Origin of the sequence: Vibrio sp. TRT 2004 (genome assembly GCF_050113735.1) — a bacterium.
Classification (GTDB): domain Bacteria; phylum Pseudomonadota; class Gammaproteobacteria; order Enterobacterales; family Vibrionaceae; genus Vibrio.
The window spans coordinates 169,320-193,255 of sequence record NZ_JBNJOH010000002.1; the positions used below are offsets into that span (position 1 = coordinate 169,320).

Consider the following 23,936-nt stretch of genomic DNA (forward strand, 5'->3'; position numbering starts at 1 on the left):
AAGCGCCCCTGACTCTGTTGGGGGCGTTTGTTTTTTTAGGGAGAAAAGGAATGAGCAAGGAGACAACCTGTGCATGGGCGATGAACCATGAACTTGAGCGTAATTATCATGACGCTGAGTGGGGAGTGCCTGTTTACGACGACACCGTGTTATTTGAGTTCATCACTTTAGAAGGGGCGCAAGCCGGCCTAAGTTGGATTACTATTTTGAAAAAAAGAGCAGGCTATCGTGCAGCTTTTGAAAACTACCATCTAGAAACCCTCGCTCAATATGATGAATCGGAAGTAGAACGCATCATTGAGAATTTTGATGTGGTTAAACATCGTGGCAAGATCACCTCGGTATTCGGTAATGCCCGTGCCGCATTGGCCCTAAAGGAAGAGTATGGCAGCCTTTCTGATGCATTGTGGCAGTTTGTTGATGGACAGCCCATCGTCAATCACTGGACCGAGATGAGTGATGTGCCTGTCTCTACTGAACAGTCAAAAGCGATGAGCAAATTTCTCAAGAAAAAGGGGTTTAAGTTTGTTGGTGAGACGATCTGCTATGCCTTTATGCAGGCGGTAGGCATGGTGGATGATCATCTAGTTAACTGTCCCCAAAAATCCCGTTAGCAATGGTTACATTAATGCTGTTGATCATGAATCCTTTCCAGTGCCTGAACCCGTTTCAGTTGAATAGGATCGAAGCTTTGCTTTCTAAGGAGGGCGATTTGCTCGACTCTATCCTGTTCTGAAAGGAAGGAGGCTGTCAGAATCTCTTCCCTTTGCTGCAAATAGGAATCTAGCGTTGTTTGGAATCTTTCACGCTCTAAATCGAGCGTTTCAAGACGTGCGGCCGCTTCAGAACCGACTCGCTCGACACGGGCTAGATGCTTTGCTTGGGTATCAAGTGCTGACATTGAAGTAAGCACTGCGATCAGTTGGTTGTTTATTTCTGCGGTCTGAATGTACTCTGGCATATCTGCAAGTTGTTGTCCAATTATGCTCAATTGTTGTTGGCTATCTAAATCGTCATGAAGGAGTTTCATCTTGTTGATTGCCAATTCGCGTAAAAGATTTTCCTCAGAGAACAATAGGTCAATTTGTGATTGAGAAAAAAATTGCTGTTGCAGCTCCAGAATACGCAGGTGCAATTGTTCGAAATCGATCGCGGTAATCGATTGTGATTCTAATGGCTCAAGTTCAGTGAGTGCCTGTTTGTATTCTAGGTAGAGTGAGAATAGTGCTTGTTGTTGAATGGACTCCAACTCTGTGGAAGCATTCTGACTGACTCTTTGTGTGATTTCTTCGAGGCTTTGTTCCCCTAAGCTGCTCAATGAATAATCGAAGAAGTGCTTTGTCGTGGCAGTATCAGCGGCGACATCTTGCTGGGACGGTGCGTCTGAGATCTTGGCTTGCTGATCTGGAGATGGATAAAAGACCGCGCCTACCCCAACACAAGTCATGATGATAATGGTAAAGAGAGCGGCCTTTTTCATCAAGTAATCCTTATAACCCTTGTTGTTTCAGACGATTCGCGTGCTGACGATACAGAGTGACCGGGTCGGTCTCAAATAGATGGTGAATCCCTAAAAGCCCATTGATTTCATCGAGATGGTTCATTCGATAATCATCACGAATCACCTTACCTAAATGAGTACTGCACGCACCCACCAGACCGTCATTCGGTTCACTAAAAGCCCAGCCAAGGACGACTAACGCTCCGTCAGTAGGATCTAAAAGATTGGTAAAAGTGGAAGAGCCAGTCCAAGAGTAGTAGTAAACCCCATTGTCAGCGAGTAAGTCTCCGTTGCCACATTCCGTGGTTGGTATTCCGTATGGGTGATTTTGGTTGAACGCCAGCGAGCCTTCAGTGGTTAATGCCTCGAGTGATGCCAAGGGATCTTGGTCTAACTCTGTTCCACCAGAGAGCAGATTAATCAGTGTGGTTAGCCCTCCAGCGAGCTTTACCGCCAAACCTTCTAATCCTGAATCTTCAGGAACGGTTCCCCTAACTAAATCTGCGACTTTCGAACCTTTATTCACTCCACCAATGCTGGTTACTGAGGCGACGAGGTCAGGCCGTACTGACGCCACATAACGAGCGGTTGGACCACCGTGACTATGGCCAATTAGATTGACCTTGGCTGTACCTGTCGCCGCTAAAACCATCTCTACCTGACTAAGTAGTTGTTCGCCTCTTACTTCGGTGCTGTTAGTCGCGGAAACCTGTGCGACGTAAACAGTGGCACCGTCTCGGGTTAATGCGTGAGGTATGCCGTAGAAATAATCGACTCCGGCGAGAGAATCGAAACCAAACAGCCCATGAACAAGCACAATGGGGTAGTGAGTTTGAGTGTAACCGCTCGCGTGCGCGAGATTGGTTAGCATGGGATGTCCAACCGCTAACGTGCAGCTAAGGACTAGGGAGTAGAGCAGTTTCAAGTTTAACCCCTTCTGGTATGACCTCTGATGAGATATTTAACCGTAGAAGAAAATAATGATAATACGAAAAGAGAGTGGTTAATAAGATGTTAAATCGTGATGACGGGCTAAAAAACAACAGTTTTGATGCACTATGAGTGAGTGGTGAAGTATCTAAGTTAATTATCAATAAAATCAGGGTATTAAAAAGCCTCGCGAACGAGGCTTACCAATAGCTGCGGCTTTTTCGCAACTAAGCCGTCGCTTCTTTCTCAAGAATTAAAGCGTTGTAACGTGCGAAACCAGCTTCAAGGTCTGCAATAAGATCGTCAACATTTTCCAGACCAATATGTACACGTATTAGTGTGCCTTCAAAATTAGGATTGGCAACGGTGCGCAGGTTCTCAAAACTTTTAGGTTCGTTGGCTAAGATTAAACTCTCAAATCCACCCCAAGAGTAACCCATACTAAAGTGCTGCATACCATCAAGTAATGCGGTAGTTGCACGTGGATAGCTGGTTTTTAGAACAAACGAAAACAGGCCGTTACCGCCGGTAAAATCACGGTTAAAGAATTCGTGGCCTGGGCAAGAATCCAAGGCGGGATGACGCACGTGGTCAACTTCAGGTCTTGTTTGGAGCCACTGTGCCACTTTGAGGCTGTTTTCTGCGTGTTGGCGCATGCGAACGTCGAGTGTTCGTATACCACGCAGCCCAAGGTAAGCGTCATCCGGAGAAACACACTGACCCATTAAGTAGCTTTGTTCGCGAAGTTGGTCCCAATGCTTCTCGTTGGCTACCGCGGTTCCAAGCATCACGTCTGAGTGACCGACAATGTATTTAGTCGCCGCTTGAATAGAAATATCGACGCCGTGATCAAATGGTGAAAAGTTCACTCCCGCAGCCCATGTATTGTCGAGCATGACAATCATCTCATTTTCATGAGCGATACGCGCTAGGGTAGGAACATCTTGAACTTCCATCGTGATAGAGCCTGGAGATTCCAAAAACAGGATCTTGGTATTGGGTTTGATGAGGCTGTGAATCTCTTCACCTATGGTTGGCTCATAGTAGGTGGTCTCGATTCCCATCTTCTTGAGGATCTTGTCACAGTAGTCGCGTGTCGGCTCATAACAGGTGTCAACCATCAAAATATGGTCTCCTGTTTCGACAAATGACAGAATAGCGTTAGCAATCGCTGCTGTACCGCATGGGTATAACGCACAGCCAGCGCCGCCTTCGATTTCTGTCATTGCGTCTTGAAAAGCAAAATGCGTATTGGTACCACGGCGACCGTAGAAGAGAGTCTTGTTCGCTCGGTTGACGGTTGCATGGTGTTTTTCCGCAACGGTATCGAAGACCACAGTTGAAGCGCGTTGAACGGGTGGGTTGACAACCCCATTAGTCCATTTTTTGTCGCGGCCTGCCGTAACATACTTGGTCTGTTTGCTTTCTGACATTGGAAGTCCTTATCTATTAACGCATTGCCATATTTAAACCATGGCAAGGCGTCAATATCAAGCACGGATCAGAGTAGAGGGTTAAACAGGTAAAAAACTCGTTCCAAAAAGCGCGAATAAAGAGTGCGTTTTTGCCATTGTTCGATGTCGACCTGATGAGATTGATTGATGTAGCTTTGCTGAAGCCACAACATCTCTTTGGTAAAGGCTTCATCGTCAATTGCTAATGTCAGTTCGAAGTTTAGCCATAGACTACGCATGTCCATATTAACGGTGCCCACTAAGCAGAACTGTTCATCGATCACGACTGACTTAGTGTGGAGTAGACCACCATAAAACTCGTAAATTTCGACCCCTGCACTAAGCAATTCACTGTAGAAGGCACGAGAGGCCCACTGAACCATGATGGAGTCATTCTTATGCGGGATGATCAACTCAACTTTAATACCCCTTTGAGCGGTCATTTTGAGTGTTTCTAGTAAGTCAGAACTTGGCACAAAATAGGGTGTGGTAATTCGAACGGAATGATTGGCCTGATTGATTGCTAATGTGAGCACCTGGGATATTAGGTGATCAGGCATCCCTGGACCAGACGGAACGACTTGAATAGGGTGCTGAGGTTCGTTCGGGTTAATGCGGCATTCTGGTAACTGAGGAAAACGGCGAGAGCCAGTTTCCACTTCCCAATCCCAGCAGTGAATTGCTGATAGCACATTGACGGTAGGGCCCGTTATACGAACCATAATATCAATCCACTGACCGACTCCAGAATCTTGCTTGAAGTACGCTGGATCAACCATGTTCATTGAGCCCGTGTAGGCAATTTTTTCATCAATAACGATGATTTTTCTATGCTGACGTAAATCGAGGCGGCGTAAGAATATACGCCATGGACTGACTTCTAGAGCTTGAACGACTTCGATACCAGCATTGTTCATCATCTTTAACCACTCGCTGCGGAAAAAGCGTGGACTACCAGCGGAATCAAGCAGTAGCTTCACGTTTACACCACGTTTGGCTGCTCTGATTAAGGCAGATGCAACGGAGTCGGCTAATCCACCCGGATGCCAAATATAGAAAACCATTCGAATAGTTGATTGCGCATTTTCGATATCGTCGATGACCGAATGGAGGATTTGTTCGGGCGAGCTTTGTAGTGACAAGGAGTTGCCAGACAATGCAGGCAAGCCTAATCGGTTATTACACAGTTCGTCGATACGGTAAATATGTCGGCCGAAACTTTCGGGCGAGTGAGCGTGGCAGTCATTGAGTTTGGCGAACCACTGTGCAAAGGGAGACAGCATCTCCTTTGCTCTCTCTGCCCGTTTACGGCCGAGGTTGAGTTCACCAAATAGGAAATAGCAAGCGACACCTACAACCGGAATGATGTAGATAACCATTAACCAGGCAAGCGACACACTCACCGCTCGGCGCTTTAGTACAACACGAATGGTTACACCTGCAACGAGTATCCAGTAAAAGACAATGCCAGCGAGAGTCAGGAAGTGATAAAACTTTTCCATTCAGATACCTAGGTAATATATAGCACTCCAATATTAGAGCTCACGGCGCGCTAGGACAAGTCACAAATTAGTGGCGGTAGAAACTATACGGAATGAATTCTGAAAAGCACAAATATGTTATGTGAATGTAAAATCTGGTGTTTGGCGGGTGTTATAGGCGAAAAAAACAGCATTTAAACACAATCTTTACATTTATGGTGGAAAAATATACTGTTCGGGCTTCCAATTTTAATCTTAAACTGTTTTACTTGCTACAACGTTAGCGTCACTGACAAGTTTAATAAGTGTAAAAAAAATTATACAACCACTTTTAAAGACGCCTAACAGAAGCAAACACAACTTAAAACATGATTTAATGGAGTAACCATGGCTACAAGTACAAGTGCACAGCCCCGTGATACATGGGGGTCTAAACTAGGCTTCGTCATGGCCGCAGCAGGTTCTGCTGTTGGTTTAGGCAACATATGGAAATTTCCTTACACAGCAGGTGAGAGTGGCGGCGGTGCGTTCGTTGCAATTTACCTACTTTTTGTAATTTTTATCGGCTTTAGCGTAATGCTTACAGAATTCGCTATTGGCCGTAAGACAGGTCTATCAGCAGTAGGTGCGTTCAAATCGACTGACCGTCGTTGGACCTTTACTGGGGTAATGGGGGTTCTAAGTGGCCTACTGATCATGGGTTTCTACCCTGTCGTAGGTGGTTGGGCTCTCGCATACATCTTCAAAGTGGGTGGTGGTCTACTAAGCACACCTGAAGCAATCGGTGATAGCTTCGGTAGCTTTATCTCAGATCCTGTTCAGCCACTTATGTGGATGGGTATCTATCTAGCTTTCAACATCATTATCGTAATGAAGGGTATTTCAGGCGGTATCGAGAAAGCGGGTAAGATTCTAATGCCGCTTCTATTCCTAATTCTGATCGTTGTATCGGTAAAAGGTTTGATGCTACCAGGTGCAATGGCAGGTCTAGAATTCCTATTCATGCCAGACTTTTCAAAAGTAGACAGTAATGTTGTTCTAGCTGCGCTAGGTCAGGCATTCTTCTCACTAAGTCTTGGTATGGGCTGTATGATGACCTACGGTTCTTACCTGAAGAAGAAAGAGAACTTAGTTCAGACGACAGGTATGGTGACGGCTATGGATACGGGTGTTGCGATCCTAGCCGGTGTCGCGATGTTCCCAGCAATGTTCGCGTTCGGTATGGAACCCGCAGCAGGTCCTGGCTTGGTGTTCGTTGTTGTACCTCAGCTATTCGCTGAAATGGGCGGCGTAATCGGTCTACTATTCGCTCTAATGTTCTTCATCGCACTAACGGTAGCAGCACTAACATCTTCAGTTTCTCTTCTTGAAGTTGTTGTATCTTACCTAATCGATGAAAAAGGTATGAAGCGTTCAACAGCAGTACTTAGCTCAAGCGTAGTAATGGCTTCACTATGTGTGTTCGCTTCACTATCTCTAGGCGGTGTAGGTCCAACATTATTTGGTACAGGTGCATTCGATATTTTTGACTTGTTAACCGATAAGATCTTCCTAGCGGTTGGCGGTATGTTGGTGTGTATCTTTGCTGGCTGGCGTCTATCTCGTGCAGACCTTGAGAAAGAAATCACTAACGACGGCGAAGTATCATTCCCACTATTCGGTCTATGGTACAACTTGGTTAAATACGTAATTCCAGTTGCTATCGCTATTGTTGCCTTCATGGGTGTCAAGTCAGGCTTCGATAGTGGCAAAGGTGAAATCATGCTGTTAGGTCTTGGTATCATCGCACTGACAGCGGTTTTCTCTAAAAAGCTGTAATCGGATTACCCACCCTTAAAAAACCTCCGAAAGGAGGTTTTTTTTTTGCTTCAACTTTAGCGCAAGGCTTGCAGCGTGGGTGGTTAGACTGGTTTTCACGATGAGAATGGGTATACTCATGCGTCCAAAGTGGAGCCCGATATATGTTTGATATTTTATATACCCACCCCGATTTTATCGTCATCAATAAACATCCTAATGTTTCAGTACACAAAGATGGCGGCGATACCATGTTGCTTGCAGAAGTCGCCAAACTGACGGGTGATGACAAACTGTATTTGATCCACCGCCTAGATAAGATGACCTCCGGAATCCTACTATTAGGGCGCAACAGTGGTGCGGCGAGTGAACTTAGTAAACAGTTTGCTGACCGTCGAGTGGAAAAGTTCTATCTGGCTATTGGGTGTAATAAACCAAAGAAGAAGCAAGGGCTTATTAGCGGTGATATGCAACGTTCACGGCGTTCGGCTTGGAAACTGGTCAACACGCAGGATAATCCTGCTATTACACAGTTTTTCTCTCTGGCGGGCATGACAGGGGAAAGGTTGTTTTTATGTCGGCCACACACCGGAAAGACCCATCAGATTAGGGTGGCGCTGAAGTCGTTAGGGTCTGCAATTGCCGGTGATCCTATTTATAACGCTAGCAACAGTGCTGATCGGGGTTATCTCCATGCTTTTGCCCTTCGTTTTGACTATCAGCAGCAAGCCTATCAGTTTGTATGCGATCCAAGAAACAGAGCCGAATGTGGCAAAAAATGGAATCAACACATGACCAGCCAAGGTATCGAATCTTGGCTTACACCATGGGAGTTAACATGGCCGAAGATAAACAAATAACACCAATCGCGATGCAGGCTGAACACTTACCGTGTTTCTTTGCACAACTGACCACACAACTAGAGATGGTGCCGAATGAAGTAAGACGTTTGTTCCATGGCCGTGGGCGTCGTTTTGATGGTTTAGAACAGTTGACGTGTGATTGGATTCAAGGCCAGTTGATTGTCAGTATCTTCAAAACCGTTGATGATCAATTTTTAAAAGCGCTTAAAGCGGGTTTGATGGAGATTGCTCAGTCTGCTCTCTGGAGTGAGAAACAGGGGCAAGCAATAGTCATTCAGCACCGATATGCGGAAGGCGCGCCTTCTGAAGTACTGCTTGGCGATTTAAACAGTCGTCCAGTTGTCGTTGAGTCGCAGTTGAAATACCAGCTTGATATCGGACGCAACCAGAACACGGGTCTGTTTTTGGATATGCGCTATGGACGTGACTGGGTAAAGGCAAACGCCAAACATAAAAATGTACTCAACTTATTTGCTTACACTTGCGGTTTCTCCGTGGCAGCGATTGAGGGGGGGGGCTGATCAAGTGGTTAACGTTGACATGTCGAAAGGTTCACTGGCGAAAGGAAGAGAGAACCACAAACTCAACGGTCACAATATTAATCAGGTAAAGTTTCTCGGCTACGACATTTTCCGCTCGTGGGGGAAAATCAAAAAAATGGGTCGTTACGACCTTATTATTATTGACCCACCGTCGTTCCAAAAGGGTAGCTTTGCTTTAACTAAAGACTACAAACGTATCTTGAGAAAACTTCCGGAACTCTTGGCTGAGGATGGGCAAGTGCTCGCGTGTGTCAACTCACCGCAAGTGACGTGCGATTTCTTGATCGATGGCATGAAGGAAGAAGCGCCTACATTGAATTTTGTTGAGCGTCTTGAGAATCCACCAGAATTCGCAGATGTGGACAGTGAAGCGTCATTAAAAGTTATGTTGTTTAAATAAAAAACGCCCTTTAAGGGCAACCCCTATCACTTACAGTGGTTGGAATGCACTGGATAGCGAACCATACTCTTACGAACGGCCCTCAATTTGGGCCGTTTTTTCGTTCTATCGTACGACAGCCCATAGCCACTATCAGCCAAACGAGCTACCCGCTCATTGTTCAAAAAGAGCTTCGCGCCCATTTAGCGAGCCTGTTTCAAGCCTTACGTTAAGCCTGATCACGGCTCTGTTTTAAAGTCATAAAACCCGAATAAATTCGAGTTAGAGTTGTAAACCAGCATGCTGCACCAAACAGGTAGGCAATCAGTGCAAAGTGGTTAGGAAGTAAGCAGAATAAGATAAAGCACGCAATGGTTTCTGTCCCTTCTGTCAGACCACTCATGTAGTAAAGAGATTTGTGCTGATAGACTGGATTTTCAATGCCTCGTTTCCCTGCCATGACTGCGAAGGCCAAAAAGCTGCTGCCGGTACCGATAAACGAGAAAATCAAAAATGCACCCGCAACGGCATTTTGCTCAGGGTTTGCCAATACAAACCCAAAAGGAATGAGCGAATAGAACAGAAAATCGAGACTAATATCGAGAAAGCCGCCCGCATCTGTTATTCCTTGAATACGCGCCAGAGCGCCATCCAGGCCATCGCAGATTCTATTGGTGATGATGAGTAGCAGTGCCAGAGTATATTGCTCAAAAATCAACGCAGGGAAGGCGACACAGCCAAGCGCAAAACCAAAAATCGTGGTTTGGTTTGCGGTGATACCACATCGGTCTAAGAGATTTGCTGACTGTGCCAACGGCCAGCGAATAACTTTGATACTCAAACGATCAAGCATGAACCGTCTCCCATGGCCAAGTTAGGCAACGGCTATTGTCGGGAATGTCGGTTTCATCATGAGTGACCATAAGCGCAGGGATGTCTGCTTTTTTGAGTTGCTCCACAACCCATTGACGAAACTGAACTCGCAACTCTCTATCCAGTTTACTAAATGGCTCGTCTAGCAAGGCCAGATTAGGTTTAGCGAGTAGCATTCGAGTTAGGCTAATTCGCGCACGCTGCCCCCCTGAAATCTGGTCGGGAAAAGAGTCCGCCAAGTTGGTGAGTGAAATGTTTTTCAGTGCCTTCATCGCCTGCTCTTTACGCGCAGCGCCTTTGACTTCATTCGGTAATGAAAACGCGAGGTTTTCCCATACACAAAGGTGTGGAAACAGTAAATCATCTTGGAACAAAATCCCGACCTGACGTTGATGCGCTGGCAACGAGTCAATCGGCTTTTGATTCAACGTGATTTGACCTTGGTAGGTGAAGTCACTGCTTAGGTGCCCGGCAATCGCATCAAGCAAAGTTGATTTACCGCAGCCACTTGGTCCCATTAGCGTGACAATTTCTCCGTTATTGATTTGAAGGTTCAGCGCGTTAAACAGTACCTCACCACTTTTGTTACAGATGACGAGGTTTTTGAGACAAAGGCTCATTGGGTAGCAATCCTTTAATAGACAATCTACGGTATTTAACCTGAAGTCGGCTGAGTACCATAGCGATAGAGAAGAAAATGAGGGGCAACAATGCTTGCCACAACGCATAAATTGCGGTGACACGACGGTCAAAACCACTCGAAAGCGCCACAGCTTCAGTCGTTATCGTGCTTATCCTCCCTGCGCCTAAAACTAGCGTAGGTAAGTATTGTGCCAAGCTGACACTAATACCGATAGCCCAAGCAAAAAGCACCGCGGGCAACAATATCGGTAACTTAATCTGCCACCAGACTTGAATCGGGCTTTTACCCAAACTTAGGCCGACACGGGTCAAGCCATTGTCGAAGCTGCGCCAAGGGCCATCCAGTGAGAGGTAGACGTAAGGAAAGGCAAAAAATACGTGTGCCCAGCACACCCAGAATAGGTAAGCACTGCTGTTTAGATAGAGCGTGACTACCTGAATACCAAATAGAATCGAAAGCTGTGGGATTAACATTGGAATCGCAATCACGTATCCAGGTATTTGTCGATGATGTCGTTGGTGGTACTCGTGAGCCGCTAACGCAAGTAATAGAGCAATACTGGCACTGACTAATGCGATTAACAGGCTTTGATTGAGCGCGCTAAAAATACCCGCCCACTCATATTGCCAGAAGCGCAAACTAAACTGAGTAGGAAGTAGGTCAGGGAATCGCCATCTCTGAGCAAAGCTCCACAAAACCAAAATGGGTACTATAGCCAGACTTAAAACGAGCACAATGCTGAAGGTGGACTTACCTGGCAGATCCATTCCTGAACGCCCTGAATATTGCCAATGTTTGAGCCCTTTTGTGATCACCCATTCGACGATTCTGGCGAATAGAATCAGTACGCTGGCGATAAGAAACAGTAATGTCGCACCCGATGCAGCGCGAGGAAGTTGAGCTAAATCTGGTTCGTTAAACCACTGCCAAATTAAAACAGCAAAGGTTGGAGGATTGGTTGGACCGATAATCAAAGCGACATCTACCACTGAAAGGCTGTAGGCAATCACAGCCAACATCGGAAAGCGAAGTTTGGCAAACCATTGTGGAAAGATGCATTTCCACCAAGTCTGCGCCCTAGAATAACCCAGTGACAGGGTTACTTTTTCGGTTTGTGACACTTTTAGCTGCTGTAGAATCGGGATGCTCATCAGCAATAGGAAGGGAATTTCCTTTATAGCCAGCATGAGAACCAGTCCTATTGCATAAGGATCTTTGATCACAAAGGCGAGATCAGAGACAGATTGTGCATTCGGATCATAGCCAAACAGATGGTACAACGATCGAGCCACCAATCCGGTTGGAGAAAAAAGAAAGGCAAAACCAATAGCAAAAGCGACGTGTGGCATAGCGAGTAAAGGGGATAACGTCAGCTCGATTTTACGCCAAAATGGATGATGCCAACTAGAAAGCAGAATCGCAAAGGTCGCTAAGCAGGCAAGATAGCTACTAGCAAGAGTCGAAAAGAGCGTGAGACCCACTGACTGTCCGATGCCCTGCCAAGCGAAAACTGACTCAAAGCCATTTAATGAAAAGGACTCAAGTCCAATGGGCGGAATATAACCAAACGCAGCCACTACCACTCCGGCAAGTCCCGGAATGGTAGGCAAGATGCAAATTAGAATAAGAGAAAAGTAGATTGCGCGTAACATCGAATCACTTCTAGTTTCCGTAACGTTTAAGCCATTCTTGCTCTAACGCATTTTGCCAACTTGGGTGAGGCTCGGCGATAGATTTGAACTGCTGAGTATTTTTGGCCGTTCCAGTGAGATATTGGCTACTCAATACGGATGGATCGCCCCAAATCTTAGTATCCCCCTTGCGTGATTGGGCATCTGGGCTTAACAAAAAGTTGATGGCGACTTGTGCCCCTGCGCTCGCGTTGGCATTCCATGGAATCGCTAAGAAGTGAATGTTCGATAGTGCACCGTTATCCATCGCATAGGCTTGGGTTGAGTTCGCAAGATTGCCATTTGCTTGGGCGGAATACACAGCATTAGGGTTGAAGGTGATAGCTAGATCGATCTGGCCATCGTCGAGCAACTGAATTGACTCTGTTGTACCTGATGGAAATTGTTTACCCCCACGCCAAGCCACTTTGTGGAATTCATCCAAATATTGCCATAACGGTTGAGTAATGATGGCAAAACTCTTCTCATCAACTGGCTGCATTAACGAAGCGTCGTTGTTGGTCAGTTCAATCAGCAGCGCTTTTAGGAAGCTGGTGCCATGGAATTCTGGTGGGCGAGGATAGCTTAGGCGATTTGGAAAAGCGTTCGCATAGCTTAACATCTCATTAAACGAAGTCGGTGGGTTATTGAGTTTCAACTTGTCATGAATAAATACCAGTTGCCCCACACCCCAAGGTGCTTCTAAGCCTTCTGTAGGTTCAGAAAAATCAACGTCTATCGGCAATGTTTTGTCGACATATTGCCAATTAGGTAGGCGAGTTGTAAATGGACCAAACAGCAATTGATTGTCTTTCATTGATTTGAAGTTTTCGCCATTGATCCAAACCATATCAACGCTACCACCACTGTTTTTTCCTGCGGCTTTTTCAGCAATTAGGCGGCTGGTGGTTTCAGCAATATCCGTAACTTTAACGTGTTGCAGTGTGACGCCGTATTGAGATTGAAGCTGGCTATTCGCCCATTGGATATAGCGGTTAATTTCTTGGCTGCCTCCCCAAGCGTGGAAGTATACCGTTTGTCCTTTTGCTTGTTCGATCGTTTGCTGCCAAGTATCAGTTGCGAATGATGAAAAAGACACGATTAATGTTGAAAGTAAAGTGATCAGCCTTGTCATAATGGTCCCTGTTAGTTGGTTGTTGCTATCGGCCATTGAGTTAGACCGGAACAATTCACTTATTCATTCATTATGACTGAAAAAAGATAGGTTTATTATATATTTGAGGTAAAAGTGGATGGATCGTGTAAAAAGTGAGTCGCAATAAGTAAAAAAGCAGCCCGAAAGGCTGCTTCTAAAATAGGATGACTTGACGCGTCGAATTAGTTTTTCCAATCGCTCAATTTGAACGTAAGCGTGTGAACGTCGTTTTTCAGTACCATTGAATCATTGGTCAATGTCATGTCACTCCAGTCAGAGAGTGTTTGAGAAAATGCTTGTTCAACGTCCATCACATCGCCGACACACATTTTCATGGTCATGCCCATCTTTTCAATGCGGAACTGGTTGTCTTTTAGTTCAGCTTGACCAAAGAAGTTATTACAGCCCGCGTTACCATTCGCTGTCATCTTTTCGCCAACCTCTAGGCGAGGAGCTTGCTGGCGGCCTTCTAGTACAATATCTTTACCGTCAATGCTAACCAACTCCCAGTTGTGGTGTTGGAGATCCTGAGCTGTAATTTGTTTCACATCGTCACCATTGCTTGCACATGCGGTTACTACAACAGGTAGGGTAATTGCTGCAAGTAACATTTTTGGACTAAGCTTCATAATAAATCAACTCCAATAAGTAGATAATAAGCCTTTTAGCTTCGGCTTTGATGGTTTCAGTATAATTAATAAAACACTGTTTTTGTCAGAGGAGAGTCATAGTTTGGTCTAAATCACATATTGGAACTTATTGATAAACATCCAATTATAGATGCCGTAGAGTGTAATTTGTGCTTTTTAGCAAATGGGTGACCGTTTGGAACAGTTAGAGTTTTTTGTCGTACCAAGTCCTTGCGTAGGCGTATGCACAGTAGATGAAAAAGGCTACTGCAAAGGGTGTATGCGTAAAAGAGAAGAGCGCTTTAATTGGTTAACCATGACGCCCGCCCAGCAACTGCATGTCATCAAGCTATGCCGACAGCGATACCTGAGAAAAATCAAACGAGATTCAGTAGATCGCATCGATCAAGATAGTACGGATAGCCCTCAACAAGATCTTTTTTAAAATCAAATACTTTACAGTTTTGTTCTTTCCCGCTATACCTTTAGTATCGTGTACTGTATTTAAAGGTGTAGTATGGATATACGAAATCAAATACCCAACCCTTGTATAGGCTATTGTCAAGTTGACACAAAAGGTTTCTGTTTAGGCTGTGGCAGAAGCCGTGAAGAACGTTATCTTTGGTACCAACTGACCGAGACAGAACAAAGAGAGATTTTACTAAGAGTGTGCGTACAATCTCTCTATCCCGTTAAATAGACGCCTACTTACTTTAAGCCCCATCGGTCGCTAACCCATCCTCCGGCGTGCTCATCAAAATGGCTACCAGAGAAACGATGGTTAGCTTCGGTATGCTTTTCGCAAGAGGGTTGATCGTCGATCAAATGCTGAATATAACTTGCCATTGGATCACCGCTTTTCAGCCGGTCTTGCCTGGTGGCAACTTCTTTAATCAACTGAAGACGGTATGAGTTACTAGCACGTTTCATGCGGTGATCCTCCTTGGTTATGACACTAATATGAAAAGTTAGAAGTGGATGTTTCCAGCGTCAATCTAATTTGATTATTTTTTGTTCTATTTTAGTTTTTTAAGAACTCTGTTCCAGTTATGAAACCATGATCAAAATGGGCTATTGCATTGAAATTAGAAGGGGAGTCGCACGGAGACTAAAAAAGGGTAGTGAAATAAAAAATTCACATAAATTTATTGCGACTTTACTTTGTGATCATTTGCTACTAAGGCCTAGTTGGGGAACAAAAAAACCAGTCGTATATTACGACTGGTTTGAGATGAAGATTGGAGTGTTACTTAGCGAAGTTCACGATTGGGAAACAAGGTAGGAAGCCGTTATCAGCACAGTTGATTAGGCCGATTTGAACCCCTTCAATTTTACTTGTCTTGTTGAACACGCCTACTTGAACGGTTGACTCGCTCGACAGGTTAACCGCCCCCACGTCGACCATGGTGTCGCCTTCAGAGTAGTTAACAAAACTCACGTTTGCGCCATTCACGTTGTTGGTGATGTTAACCGCACCAAGGTTAACCCCGGTAGTTAACCCTTCATTCCAGTTGAATAGACCAAGAGAGGCGCCGGTCATTTCTTGATTCACTTTTGAAGCGCCTAAAAATAGGCCAAAGTTAACACCTGTTGTTGTATTGGTCTCAGACATACCGACAATCGCAAAGTCGACACCTTTCACTTGGTCTACTTTACCGTGTAGAGCTGCGAGACGAACGCCAGAAACTTGTGAGTTATCTGGTGCATTAAAATCATTGATAGAAGAGAACATCACTGGGGATGAAGCAACAGCGAAAGAAGAGGCGAACGCTGTAGAGATTGCCACTGCAGTAAGAATTTTTTTCATAATAACTCCAAGTATTAGCTGTGTATCCAGATTAAAGACCAATGTGTATCCGCATTAGCCTACTTTGTAAGCATAGTCAGTATGTTAAGACTGCGTGAAATATGATCTGTGTGACTATATTATTGAACTTGTTGTACAGCAATCCATTGAGTTTGGGGGATGAAAAAACCTCGCATAAGCGAGGCTTTGAATTTGTATACACAGCTGCGGTTAGCGTTTGGCGTTCAAACAGCGTTCATGCGTGACAATCTCGTCTGCAATCAACTGGCCTCGGCTGTTACGCATTTTAATCCGATAACTCAATCCAACCTCTAAGTTAGCTTTGGTGTCGGCAACAGTACAATACGTGTTGATGCTGTTGTTCATGACCTGCGTGGCAGGCTTTGCACCGAGGGCATCAGCGTTGTAAACCATCATAATCTCAACGGTTGAACCATTAGAATTTGCGCGCATTATTGAAAGCGGCCCCGCTTCTAGCGGAAGCTTAGACGCCAGTAGATTAGCGCGAGTATTCGCCAACAGCGAGAGTTGACGCTCTTTCTCGGCTGAAGCAGAAGAGCATCCAGCAACAACCAGTGCGACCATTAAGATCGAGAGAGTTTTAAACACAGATGGCATAATTAGAAGACTTTCTTAAAAGGTTTAACAATAACCTTTTCGTATACACCAGCTTCAATGTACGGATCAGCATCAGCCCACTCTTGCGCTTGTTGCAAAGAATCAAACTCTGCAATAACGGTGGAACCAGTAAAACCAGCTTCACCAGGGTTGTCAGAATCAATGGCAGGCATAGGCCCCGCCGTTAGCAAACGACCTTCATCTTGCAGTGCCTGTAAACGCTCTAGGTGAGCAGGGCGGACACTCAGTCGTTTTTCTAATGAGTTCTCTACGTCTTGTGAAAAGATGACATACCACATGTACAGATATCCTTATATCGATGATGTAACCGTTGGTGGTTACTCTACCTTAAATACTGGTTTTTAAAAGTATTGATTTGGTGTTATTTCGTCTATGCCATGAACTTATTGTATTGGTCGAGGTTTGCCATCTGCGTCAATAGCGACATAGTTAAATGTGGCGTCACAAACCATAAAGCGATCTTCAAGACCGTGCTCTTTTACTGGTTTCACCCACACCTCTAAGTCGATACTCATTGATGTACGACCAATACGTGTACATTCACCGTAACAGCAAACCACATCTCCAACACGAACAGGTTTCTTAAAAGTGATGCTAGAGACGGATACTGTCACGATTCGACCTGAAGAAATTTCCTTGGCGAGAATCCCTCCGGCAAGGTCAAGTTGAGACATAATCCAACCGCCGAAAATGTCGCCATTGGCATTGGTATCGGCTGGCATGGCAAGGGTTCTAAGTAGGAGCTGACCTTTTGGTGTATTAATTTCTTGGCTCATTTTGACATCCACTACAAACGACACAGCGACCAAAGTGGTCGCTGTAAAAGAGGTATTGTAACAAAACTATTCACTTATTCGCCAGCGCTCGCCTCGTTGTTCTCTTTTGGTAAATGCTTGTAGATATAGAGCCCGGTCACTAGGGTGAACGCAAACGTGGCAGCGAGTAAGCCAAACACCTTAAAGTTTACCCAGATATCCAATGGTAACTGAAATGCGACATAGATGTTTAAAGCGGCACAGAAAGAGAAAAAGGCAACCCATGCCCAAGTGACCTTAGCCCACAAAGGTTCAGGAAGAGAAATTTCTTTGCCCAGAATCCCTTTGATCGCAGACTTGCCTAAGAGGTGGCTGACGGCAAGACCAATAGCAAACACCATGTAGACAATGGTCACTTTCCACTTAATGAAATTGTCATCGTGTAAGAAAATTGTCATTCCACCGAATACGGCAACCATCAAGAAGGTGATGAACTGCATTTTCTCGATTTTCTTATAGATCATATAGGTCAAAGCAATTTGAACCGCGGAAGCAATGATCAGCGCCCCTGTTGCGACGTAAATATCAAACAGCTTATACAAAGCGAAAAAGATAATTAGGGGGATGAAGTCGATGAGTTGTTTCATTGGCATGGTCTTTTGTGTAACAAGAAGCCCTCAGTCTAACCAAATCTCTGGTTAAGACAAAGGGCTTAATGGCAAACTCGGGTTTCTCTACTAACAGCAAGGTACGGAGATTAGGCTATGTAACGCTTGTAATCTTCGAGATAACCTTCGCTACGCAAACTGTCTACCGTAAATTGCAACTCTTCGTCACTCATAGCAAAACAACTGGATTTGCCTGTCATGCCGTTGAGGTATTCGTGGTACTCAAGCTCGGTAAAGTGGCCAATACGGTCCACGAGCAGAGTCTTGATTCCGTGATGAATCAGACGATAGTAGGTGTGACGCTGAACTTCCATAACAGTACCTCTTACATCAGCGCAAAGACGAATCTTTGCCGCTTTTACTTCGTTGTTCGAAAGGAAGCATAATCGGTGCCACTTGATGTTCAAATTAATCACAACACGATGATTGGTGCCGTTAGCCGTTAATAGAGATGGATACCACTGCTGAAAATTGGTTCGCGGTACGGTTTCAGATATGCAAAATGCGAGTCGAATTGAGAGCAGAATTGCCAATTGTTTGACAGGCGCATCTGCTCTTTTGCTATACAGTGGCTACGAATGAATTTCTTGTCCTAGAGTCGACTTCAGAATGGTATCGAGTGCGTCTTTGGTTGTTGGTTTTGATAGGCGTCCATCCATAAGCTCGCTCATCCTTTGCACATCTTTTTCTCCGGATTCACCAGAAAGAGCAATGATAGGGATAGCTGGATATGACTGACGTATAATGCTTGCTGCTTCAAAACCATCCATAACCGGCATCTGAATATCCATAAACACCAGATCAATGGGATTGCTTTGGATGATCTCGATTGCGACTTTGCCGTTGTTAGCAAGCACAACACCATAGCCAAGCTGCTCCAAATAGAGCTTAACGAGTGTCCGCTGAATCTCTTTGTCATCCACGACCAAAATCATATGTGATGACTTAGCAACAAAACCTAGCTCACCTTTTGCCACTTCAGGATTAATGGGTGGGGCAAAATCGATCGCCGTTGGAGCGATAGGTGACGTTTTTATTTCATCAAGTCGTACACTAGAAGAAGGGAAGGTCAGAGTAAATTCTGTAAATTCGCCTGGTAGAGAATGACAACTTATTCCACCCCCAAAGGACGTCATGACGCGTTGACAGTAGCCTAAACCTAGCCCACTACCACCACTCTTATTGTGGCTGAAAAAGTCATCGAAAATACGTGAGAGTAAAACCTGAGGAATACCAGGGCCAGAGTCACGGAAGATGACATGATTTTCATATAGGCCGACTTCCGTACGGATTTCGATCCTGCTTTTTGGGTACGAATCAAAATAGTAGATAGCATTGCGTAATAGGTTGAACAGCACAAAATTAAACAGGGTATCGTTGATCTTAACGACAAAGTCATTCTCAAGGTTCAGCTCTATCCGATTAAATTCATCTTCGCTCTCAAAGCCATATTGATTGATCGCACTATGAATGGCGTGACGAATAGAGGTCGCTTCCGATGGCTCTTGATCGAGAGATGAGCTATTGACCTCCCGCAGAATGATGTCAATCAGTTGCCTGCCGCGACGAATCGCTTGCTTGCCACTATGAACATGACGAAACAGATCATTCTGATCTTTGATGTTATTCAGTTTGCTTTCCAGAGATTCAAACTCATATTGTACTTGTGCGAGAGGATTTCTCATCTCATGGGCGATAGAGTTAGCAAGTGCTTGTGACTGTCTAACTTTACGCTCATAGTTTATGTGCACTTGAACTTTTTTCAGTACCCTCTCCAGCGCTCGCAGCTCTTCGAATGAGAAATTAACGTCACCTTGTTTATGACTTGAGACTAAAACGTGAGAGAGTTTGTTCTTACCTTCGTAAATCGGCAAGACCAATGCTGAATCCATCTGATTCATATTGGTATGCAAATTGGAAAGCTCGGCGTCACTGGTTTGTTCTATTGCGTCTTCCAACTCGTCGATCACCAAAGGCGTCGAATGATTTTCAAAGTACGTGCGATAGAGACTGGCCCCTTGATAGTCATCGAGTAATTTCAGCTTGTCACTTGGCACACCAAGGTAGCTAGCCAATGCTTCGATCGCTTTCGATGGTGAGTTTTGAAACTCTTCTTCTAAATGGGCAATTTTATCTGTAGGGGGCGTAGATGAACCGTACAGAACGAAGCTGAGACAACTTCTCATCACTTGAGACGCGTATGGCCATGAAATACCAATAGTGATCAGCAAAGTAATCACCGTAGCGGTGCTGAGATAGTCGAGGGGCTTAAACAGCGCGATAACTCCCGTGTAAGCCGCAGCAGTAAGCAGTAAAGAGCAAGCAACCAAACACAGGTAGCGAAAACTGTAAAAACGAGAGGCCAGTATCGCATAGCCCATAAATAGCATTTCACTGACTGATAATGCAGGCGGCAGCCAAGTCAAGGAGAAGTCATTAAAGAAGTAAGTGAAACCCAACTGTATGACCGCGGTAGAGGCCATGAAAATGGTCATTCCGAGGATCATGTAGTTAATCCGAGTGCGACGGATGCGGTTACTTGATTGCTTGATGGATAATAGATTGGCAAACGTTAAAGCAAACAGCAGAGTCAAACCAATGAAGAATGGTTGAGTATAATGGCCAAATTCAAGTACAAATCGGCTTGGCCCCTCTATCGTCACACCTAAGATAGTCAACCCGGGAATAAGGTTTACCACAGTACACATCACAATAATTGTGATGGCGAAGGCGAGCTGCCACAGACTGGTATGGCTGTCTGTGTAATGCGCTCTCAGTTTTGCAGAAAAAAAGTAGGCAGAGCCAAAGGCCAGCAGCGCGGACAAGTTAGCAATTATGGCCATTGTAATGGCACTTTTTGCTCCCCAATCGGGCAACAAGCCAGTATGGAAATAGGCGTTGCTGCAAATCCAGACAAACAAGCCCAATGTGTAGGACACATAGTAGAGATACTGCTTGATGCTAGAAAAGCCATGTTTTTTCGCCAGCGTTGAACAGAAATAGCCTGCCCAGACAAAAACCAGTAGTGCCGTTAGTATTAACACCACTGCCTTTGGATAAAGTAGATGAGTGGTTAAGTAACTAAGCATAGTGAGGTTTGTGTCCATGATTTCGATATTTTTTTAACTGACGGATGGTGAGTTTTTTGTAGCTTTTATAGCTCGCTCTCGCTAGCTCTTGGTTGAGTGGTTGGATAAACCACAGTCCTTTATAGGTAGCAAACTCTGAACTAGAAACGTGGCTCGTACTGAGCTGACTGAACACCGTTTCGCCTAAGCTCAAATAGTACTGAATCATTAAAGGTTGCTCAATCACAACAAATGCAATTTTATAGCGGAGTGAGAACAACTGTTCCATTAAACGCTTCTGAGCCAAATAGAGATAGAAAATCATCTGAGACTGATTGCCGCTAACGGTAAGACGGATGATTTCACAACACTGTTGGTGTGACACTATCTTCTGCCACAACGAGTTTTCAAAATGGGCGGATGAATGCCTTGGAATGTCTTGATTGTCTAACAAACCGTGCTCACTAAGTTGGTCGACGGTTTTTTTTGTTGCAAGCAATTGCCAACTATCGGTTTGAAAAAATGGGGAAAAGTAGAGCCACTGTTCAGCCTGTGTATGGTGATTTATTTTGGCGCTGGCGACGATCAGTGCGCTATCTGAATCTGCGACTTGAGTTGCCAAAATGAAATGCGTTCCGCAGCTTGATTGATTGATCTCATAAAGCATTTCATACCATTTATGTTGCCAGACAAAGGTCGAAAGGTTAATCAATACAATGGCATCGGGCAGTGTAAGAGCGTGTTGGCAGTGCAAGGTATAATAGTGCTTTTTGTGCTGCTCAATACAGTCGATCACACTGTCAAAATAGTCTGCTTCGTTGTGAGAGAGATTACGCTGTCTCTGGTCAAGAGCGGAATCATTTAGTGAGTGGTAGCCTTTTTTGAGTTTCCAAATCTTATATCCGCACCAAGCTTGTGCCCAGTCATCAAACAGAAAAAGCGCATCTTGCTCAATTTGATGCCACTCTTTTGTACCAATACTCAGGGGGCGCTTTAGCTCCGCGTAATAAAATGGAGACATCAGCTTTGTCGCGATGTTTTTGTCCTGCAATGTCGGATCACTTTCGCAGACTAGACGTAGGCGTTCATTGAGTACTTGTTGGAAAAACAAGTCACTGTTATCGCCAAATAACCGATCTATTTGCGTAAATAAAGCGTATGCGTCGTGCGCGACTCCTGATGAGGCAGGAGCAGGGATGTTTGTGTTAGCCATAGACGTTTGTCGTATATTTTTGTTTTTAGATGGCTAGTATTAATACAGATGAGTATGTGTGCAACTAAATTGATATAAATAATTCATATTTAACTTGATAATTAATCAAATAGTTGATGTTGAGCACATTAGTATTAGATTAAATAGCAAGCCAATGAGGCTAATGGCGCGCAGTTAAAGCACCCTATAACAAAGCATATTGTATGGTAACAAGGCTCATTCTCTATGCTTGTAGGATTTTAAGACCGATTGCACCATTTTTCTTATCCACATCAATGCTAGAAGGGAAGTGCGTCCATCAAATCAAAGTCTAAGAATAAAAAAAGCCGCTTTGTTTCATGCGGCTTACTCTATTAATGGTTAAACACTAGTTGAAATTAACCCTTCTTACATGCAAAGAAACCATGGTAGTAACTGTTGGCTGCAGGAGTGAACGTTGGGTTAGCGTTTAATGCGGTTAAGATACCCACAATACCATTGCCCCCAGGGATTGCATTACTCCACCATGTATTTAAAATAGCAGTATCTTTGGTCCAATAACCAGTAGAGCCTGGCCAAGATTGATTAAACGTTTGACTACTCGCAAAAGCAAGCATTTCACTTTCTGTCATTGGTTTAGCAGCTTCACCGATCGCATCACAGTATGCCTCCAGAAGATTGTTGTTTCCTCGTGCTCTTGGGGCATAAACATATCGCTTGGTTTTACCATTATGCGTGACAGATTCAATTTTCTTCATTGTTTCGCTAGGGAATAGCGCTGAAAACTGTTCCGGCGATGGCGGATAAAAATAAACCGTATCATTCGTCTCGATATCACTATCTCGCACTAATCTTTCATCACACTCGGGAGTAAAGTAGCCAACGGTGGCGTCAGTCAATACCACCGACGAACACAAACCGAGTAGTTCAACGTTATTGGTCTTTAAATCTGTAGTAAATGCACGTTCATGTTCAAATGTAGCATAACTAGGCGTCAGCTCTTCCAATTGTGCTGTGGTTAGCGCGGTATTTCCATTAAACAAGGCTCGAAGGATACCTACTGGTTTAGGTCCAGCTGAAGCATTTACCGGCCCTTTGTAAGTAAAAGTCGCTTTGGTATTTACTGTAGTCGCAGAATCAAGAATAAAATCGTCGGTAAACTGATTGCTGAAGTCCCAATATTCCTCGAAGTTTAGTACATTGCTTCTCGTCATACGTTGACGAATATTGGGTACAACTGTAAGTTCATTAGAACATTCCATATTTACATTATCGATGTTACAAAGTTTGATGGTTTTACCACGCAACTTGTGACTCGGAGCAAAAAATAGGTTGTCTGACTGTACTTGTCCACTACTATCAATCCACGCGAACTGGTTCACGCTTCCATCATCGTTATACTTTTTAATCGGGCCATTCTCTGGGCTAGATAGAATAGGTATGCCTACTGGTGTTTCCTCTCTAGACCCCAAATAGCTCTCAATTTCCATCGCGGCATATGATAGCGAAGACGACATGACTAACGACGTCACGATGCTTAACTTAAATATTTTTATTGTCATATTAGATAATTCCCTTGGTTATAAAATAATATTGTTTATCTATATTTCAGCTAAAAAGTTCCTTCAGCACTTAAATATTAATAACTTAAGCGTTATTAGTGCATGGGAAATATCCTTTGGCTATGTGGGAAAAATCTGACTTATATGTATGTTGACTCGTGATCACACTATTTTTATGATTTGTAACTTTATCCACTTTAAACTCAATTAAATTTGACATTAAATGTAGGCCCAGTTTATTCTAATTTTGTTTTCAGCCCTAAACCACCTACTTCAGTAGGTGGTTATCATTCAGTGAGGCTTTGCCTGTAGTTCTACCCATGTTAA

At 44.3% G+C, this 23,936-nt stretch carries 24 protein-coding genes and 1 pseudogene; 6 read left to right on the forward strand and 19 right to left on the reverse strand.

What is annotated here, in order from left to right; genetic code table 11:
* The first annotated feature begins 50 nt into the window (after positions 1-50).
* Positions 51-614, forward strand: a complete 564-nt coding sequence (locus ACQEXR_RS01755) for a DNA-3-methyladenine glycosylase I (protein ID WP_426950543.1) — start codon at positions 51-53, stop codon at positions 612-614.
* Positions 615-625: 11 nt separating this feature from the next.
* On the opposite strand, the gene ACQEXR_RS01760 is transcribed toward ACQEXR_RS01755, so the two are convergent.
* From ACQEXR_RS01760 to cls, 4 genes are all read right to left on the reverse strand, one after another.
* On the reverse strand, positions 626-1,480 hold the full coding sequence (locus tag ACQEXR_RS01760; RefSeq protein ID WP_427019664.1) for a lipase secretion chaperone: 855 nt from the start codon (positions 1,478-1,480) through the stop codon (positions 626-628).
* Positions 1,481-1,490: 10 nt separating this feature from the next.
* Complete coding sequence (locus tag ACQEXR_RS01765) at positions 1,491-2,426, reverse strand: lipase family alpha/beta hydrolase (protein ID WP_426950546.1); 936 nt, start codon at positions 2,424-2,426, stop codon at positions 1,491-1,493.
* Between the two features lie 232 nt (positions 2,427-2,658).
* Positions 2,659-3,864 (reverse strand): cystathionine beta-lyase, encoded by a 1,206-nt coding sequence (locus ACQEXR_RS01770; RefSeq protein ID WP_427019665.1) that lies wholly within the window; start codon positions 3,862-3,864, stop codon positions 2,659-2,661.
* A 68-nt stretch (positions 3,865-3,932) separates the two neighbouring features.
* Positions 3,933-5,387, reverse strand: a complete 1,455-nt coding sequence (gene cls, locus ACQEXR_RS01775; protein WP_427019666.1) for a cardiolipin synthase — start codon at positions 5,385-5,387, stop codon at positions 3,933-3,935.
* Between the two features lie 366 nt (positions 5,388-5,753).
* Between cls and ACQEXR_RS01780 the strand changes: the two genes are divergently transcribed.
* From ACQEXR_RS01780 to ACQEXR_RS01790, 3 genes and pseudogenes are all read left to right on the forward strand, one after another.
* Positions 5,754-7,184: a sodium-dependent transporter gene (locus ACQEXR_RS01780; protein ID WP_426950551.1), complete on the forward strand. Its 1,431-nt coding sequence runs from the start codon at positions 5,754-5,756 to the stop codon at positions 7,182-7,184.
* Between the two features lie 143 nt (positions 7,185-7,327).
* The gene (locus tag ACQEXR_RS01785) at positions 7,328-8,023 is read left to right on the forward strand and encodes a TIGR01621 family pseudouridine synthase (protein WP_427019667.1); all 696 of its coding nucleotides are present in this window, start codon (positions 7,328-7,330) and stop codon (positions 8,021-8,023) included.
* Between the two features lie 11 nt (positions 8,024-8,034).
* A pseudogene (locus ACQEXR_RS01790) lies at positions 8,035-8,968 on the forward strand (class I SAM-dependent methyltransferase).
* Between the two features lie 208 nt (positions 8,969-9,176).
* On the opposite strand, the gene ACQEXR_RS01795 reads toward ACQEXR_RS01790, so the two are convergent.
* The 5 genes from ACQEXR_RS01795 to ACQEXR_RS01815 form a co-directional block, all read right to left on the reverse strand.
* Positions 9,177-9,800: a CDP-alcohol phosphatidyltransferase family protein gene (locus ACQEXR_RS01795; protein WP_427019668.1), complete on the reverse strand. Its 624-nt coding sequence runs from the start codon at positions 9,798-9,800 to the stop codon at positions 9,177-9,179.
* Positions 9,793-10,440 carry an ATP-binding cassette domain-containing protein gene (locus tag ACQEXR_RS01800; RefSeq protein ID WP_426950555.1) on the reverse strand — a complete coding sequence of 216 codons (648 nt, stop codon included), beginning with the start codon at positions 10,438-10,440 and terminating at the stop codon, positions 9,793-9,795. The genes ACQEXR_RS01795 and ACQEXR_RS01800 overlap by 8 nt, the downstream gene beginning before the upstream one ends.
* The gene (locus tag ACQEXR_RS01805) at positions 10,406-12,115 is read right to left on the reverse strand and encodes an ABC transporter permease (protein WP_331415870.1); all 1,710 of its coding nucleotides are present in this window, start codon (positions 12,113-12,115) and stop codon (positions 10,406-10,408) included. The genes ACQEXR_RS01800 and ACQEXR_RS01805 overlap by 35 nt, the downstream gene beginning before the upstream one ends.
* Before the next feature lie 10 nt (positions 12,116-12,125).
* A complete protein-coding gene (locus ACQEXR_RS01810; RefSeq protein ID WP_427019669.1) occupies positions 12,126-13,268 on the reverse strand; it encodes an ABC transporter substrate-binding protein in 1,143 nt (380 codons plus the stop codon).
* Between the two features lie 203 nt (positions 13,269-13,471).
* The gene (locus ACQEXR_RS01815) at positions 13,472-13,918 is read right to left on the reverse strand and encodes an META domain-containing protein (RefSeq protein WP_269377331.1); all 447 of its coding nucleotides are present in this window, start codon (positions 13,916-13,918) and stop codon (positions 13,472-13,474) included.
* Positions 13,919-14,114: 196 nt separating this feature from the next.
* On the opposite strand from ACQEXR_RS01815, the gene ACQEXR_RS01820 reads away from it, so the two are divergent.
* Positions 14,115-14,363 carry a DUF1289 domain-containing protein gene (locus ACQEXR_RS01820; protein ID WP_426950558.1) on the forward strand — a complete coding sequence of 83 codons (249 nt, stop codon included), beginning with the start codon at positions 14,115-14,117 and terminating at the stop codon, positions 14,361-14,363.
* 72 nt (positions 14,364-14,435) lie between these two features.
* Complete coding sequence (locus ACQEXR_RS01825; RefSeq protein WP_138970347.1) at positions 14,436-14,618, forward strand: DUF1289 domain-containing protein; 183 nt, start codon at positions 14,436-14,438, stop codon at positions 14,616-14,618.
* 8 nt (positions 14,619-14,626) lie between these two features.
* Here ACQEXR_RS01825 and ACQEXR_RS01830 read toward each other — a convergent pair whose 3' ends face one another.
* The 10 genes from ACQEXR_RS01830 to ACQEXR_RS01875 form a co-directional block, all read right to left on the reverse strand.
* Complete coding sequence (locus tag ACQEXR_RS01830; protein WP_269377334.1) at positions 14,627-14,848, reverse strand: hypothetical protein; 222 nt, start codon at positions 14,846-14,848, stop codon at positions 14,627-14,629.
* Between the two features lie 316 nt (positions 14,849-15,164).
* Complete coding sequence (locus tag ACQEXR_RS01835; RefSeq protein WP_269377335.1) at positions 15,165-15,725, reverse strand: VC2662 family protein; 561 nt, start codon at positions 15,723-15,725, stop codon at positions 15,165-15,167.
* Positions 15,726-15,935: 210 nt separating this feature from the next.
* Positions 15,936-16,343, reverse strand: a complete 408-nt coding sequence (locus tag ACQEXR_RS01840) for a GspS/AspS pilotin family protein (RefSeq protein WP_331426997.1) — start codon at positions 16,341-16,343, stop codon at positions 15,936-15,938.
* 2 nt (positions 16,344-16,345) lie between these two features.
* Complete coding sequence (locus tag ACQEXR_RS01845) at positions 16,346-16,642, reverse strand: YciI family protein (protein WP_004746701.1); 297 nt, start codon at positions 16,640-16,642, stop codon at positions 16,346-16,348.
* Between the two features lie 105 nt (positions 16,643-16,747).
* Positions 16,748-17,140, reverse strand: coding sequence for an acyl-CoA thioester hydrolase YciA (gene yciA, locus ACQEXR_RS01850; protein ID WP_138970351.1), 393 nt, complete (start codon positions 17,138-17,140; stop codon positions 16,748-16,750).
* A 74-nt stretch (positions 17,141-17,214) separates the two neighbouring features.
* The gene (locus tag ACQEXR_RS01855; RefSeq protein ID WP_138970352.1) at positions 17,215-17,766 is read right to left on the reverse strand and encodes a septation protein A; all 552 of its coding nucleotides are present in this window, start codon (positions 17,764-17,766) and stop codon (positions 17,215-17,217) included.
* Positions 17,767-17,876: 110 nt separating this feature from the next.
* Positions 17,877-18,101, reverse strand: coding sequence for a hypothetical protein (locus ACQEXR_RS01860; protein WP_138970393.1), 225 nt, complete (start codon positions 18,099-18,101; stop codon positions 17,877-17,879).
* 258 nt (positions 18,102-18,359) lie between these two features.
* On the reverse strand, positions 18,360-20,876 hold the full coding sequence (locus tag ACQEXR_RS01865; protein WP_138970394.1) for a hybrid sensor histidine kinase/response regulator: 2,517 nt from the start codon (positions 20,874-20,876) through the stop codon (positions 18,360-18,362).
* A complete protein-coding gene (locus tag ACQEXR_RS01870) occupies positions 20,869-22,068 on the reverse strand; it encodes an acyl-homoserine-lactone synthase (RefSeq protein WP_427019670.1) in 1,200 nt (399 codons plus the stop codon). Before ACQEXR_RS01870 ends, ACQEXR_RS01865 begins: the two co-directional genes overlap by 8 nt.
* Positions 22,069-22,445: 377 nt before the next feature.
* Positions 22,446-23,609 (reverse strand): hypothetical protein, encoded by a 1,164-nt coding sequence (locus ACQEXR_RS01875; RefSeq protein WP_427019671.1) that lies wholly within the window; start codon positions 23,607-23,609, stop codon positions 22,446-22,448.
* Positions 23,610-23,936 lie beyond the last annotated feature (327 nt).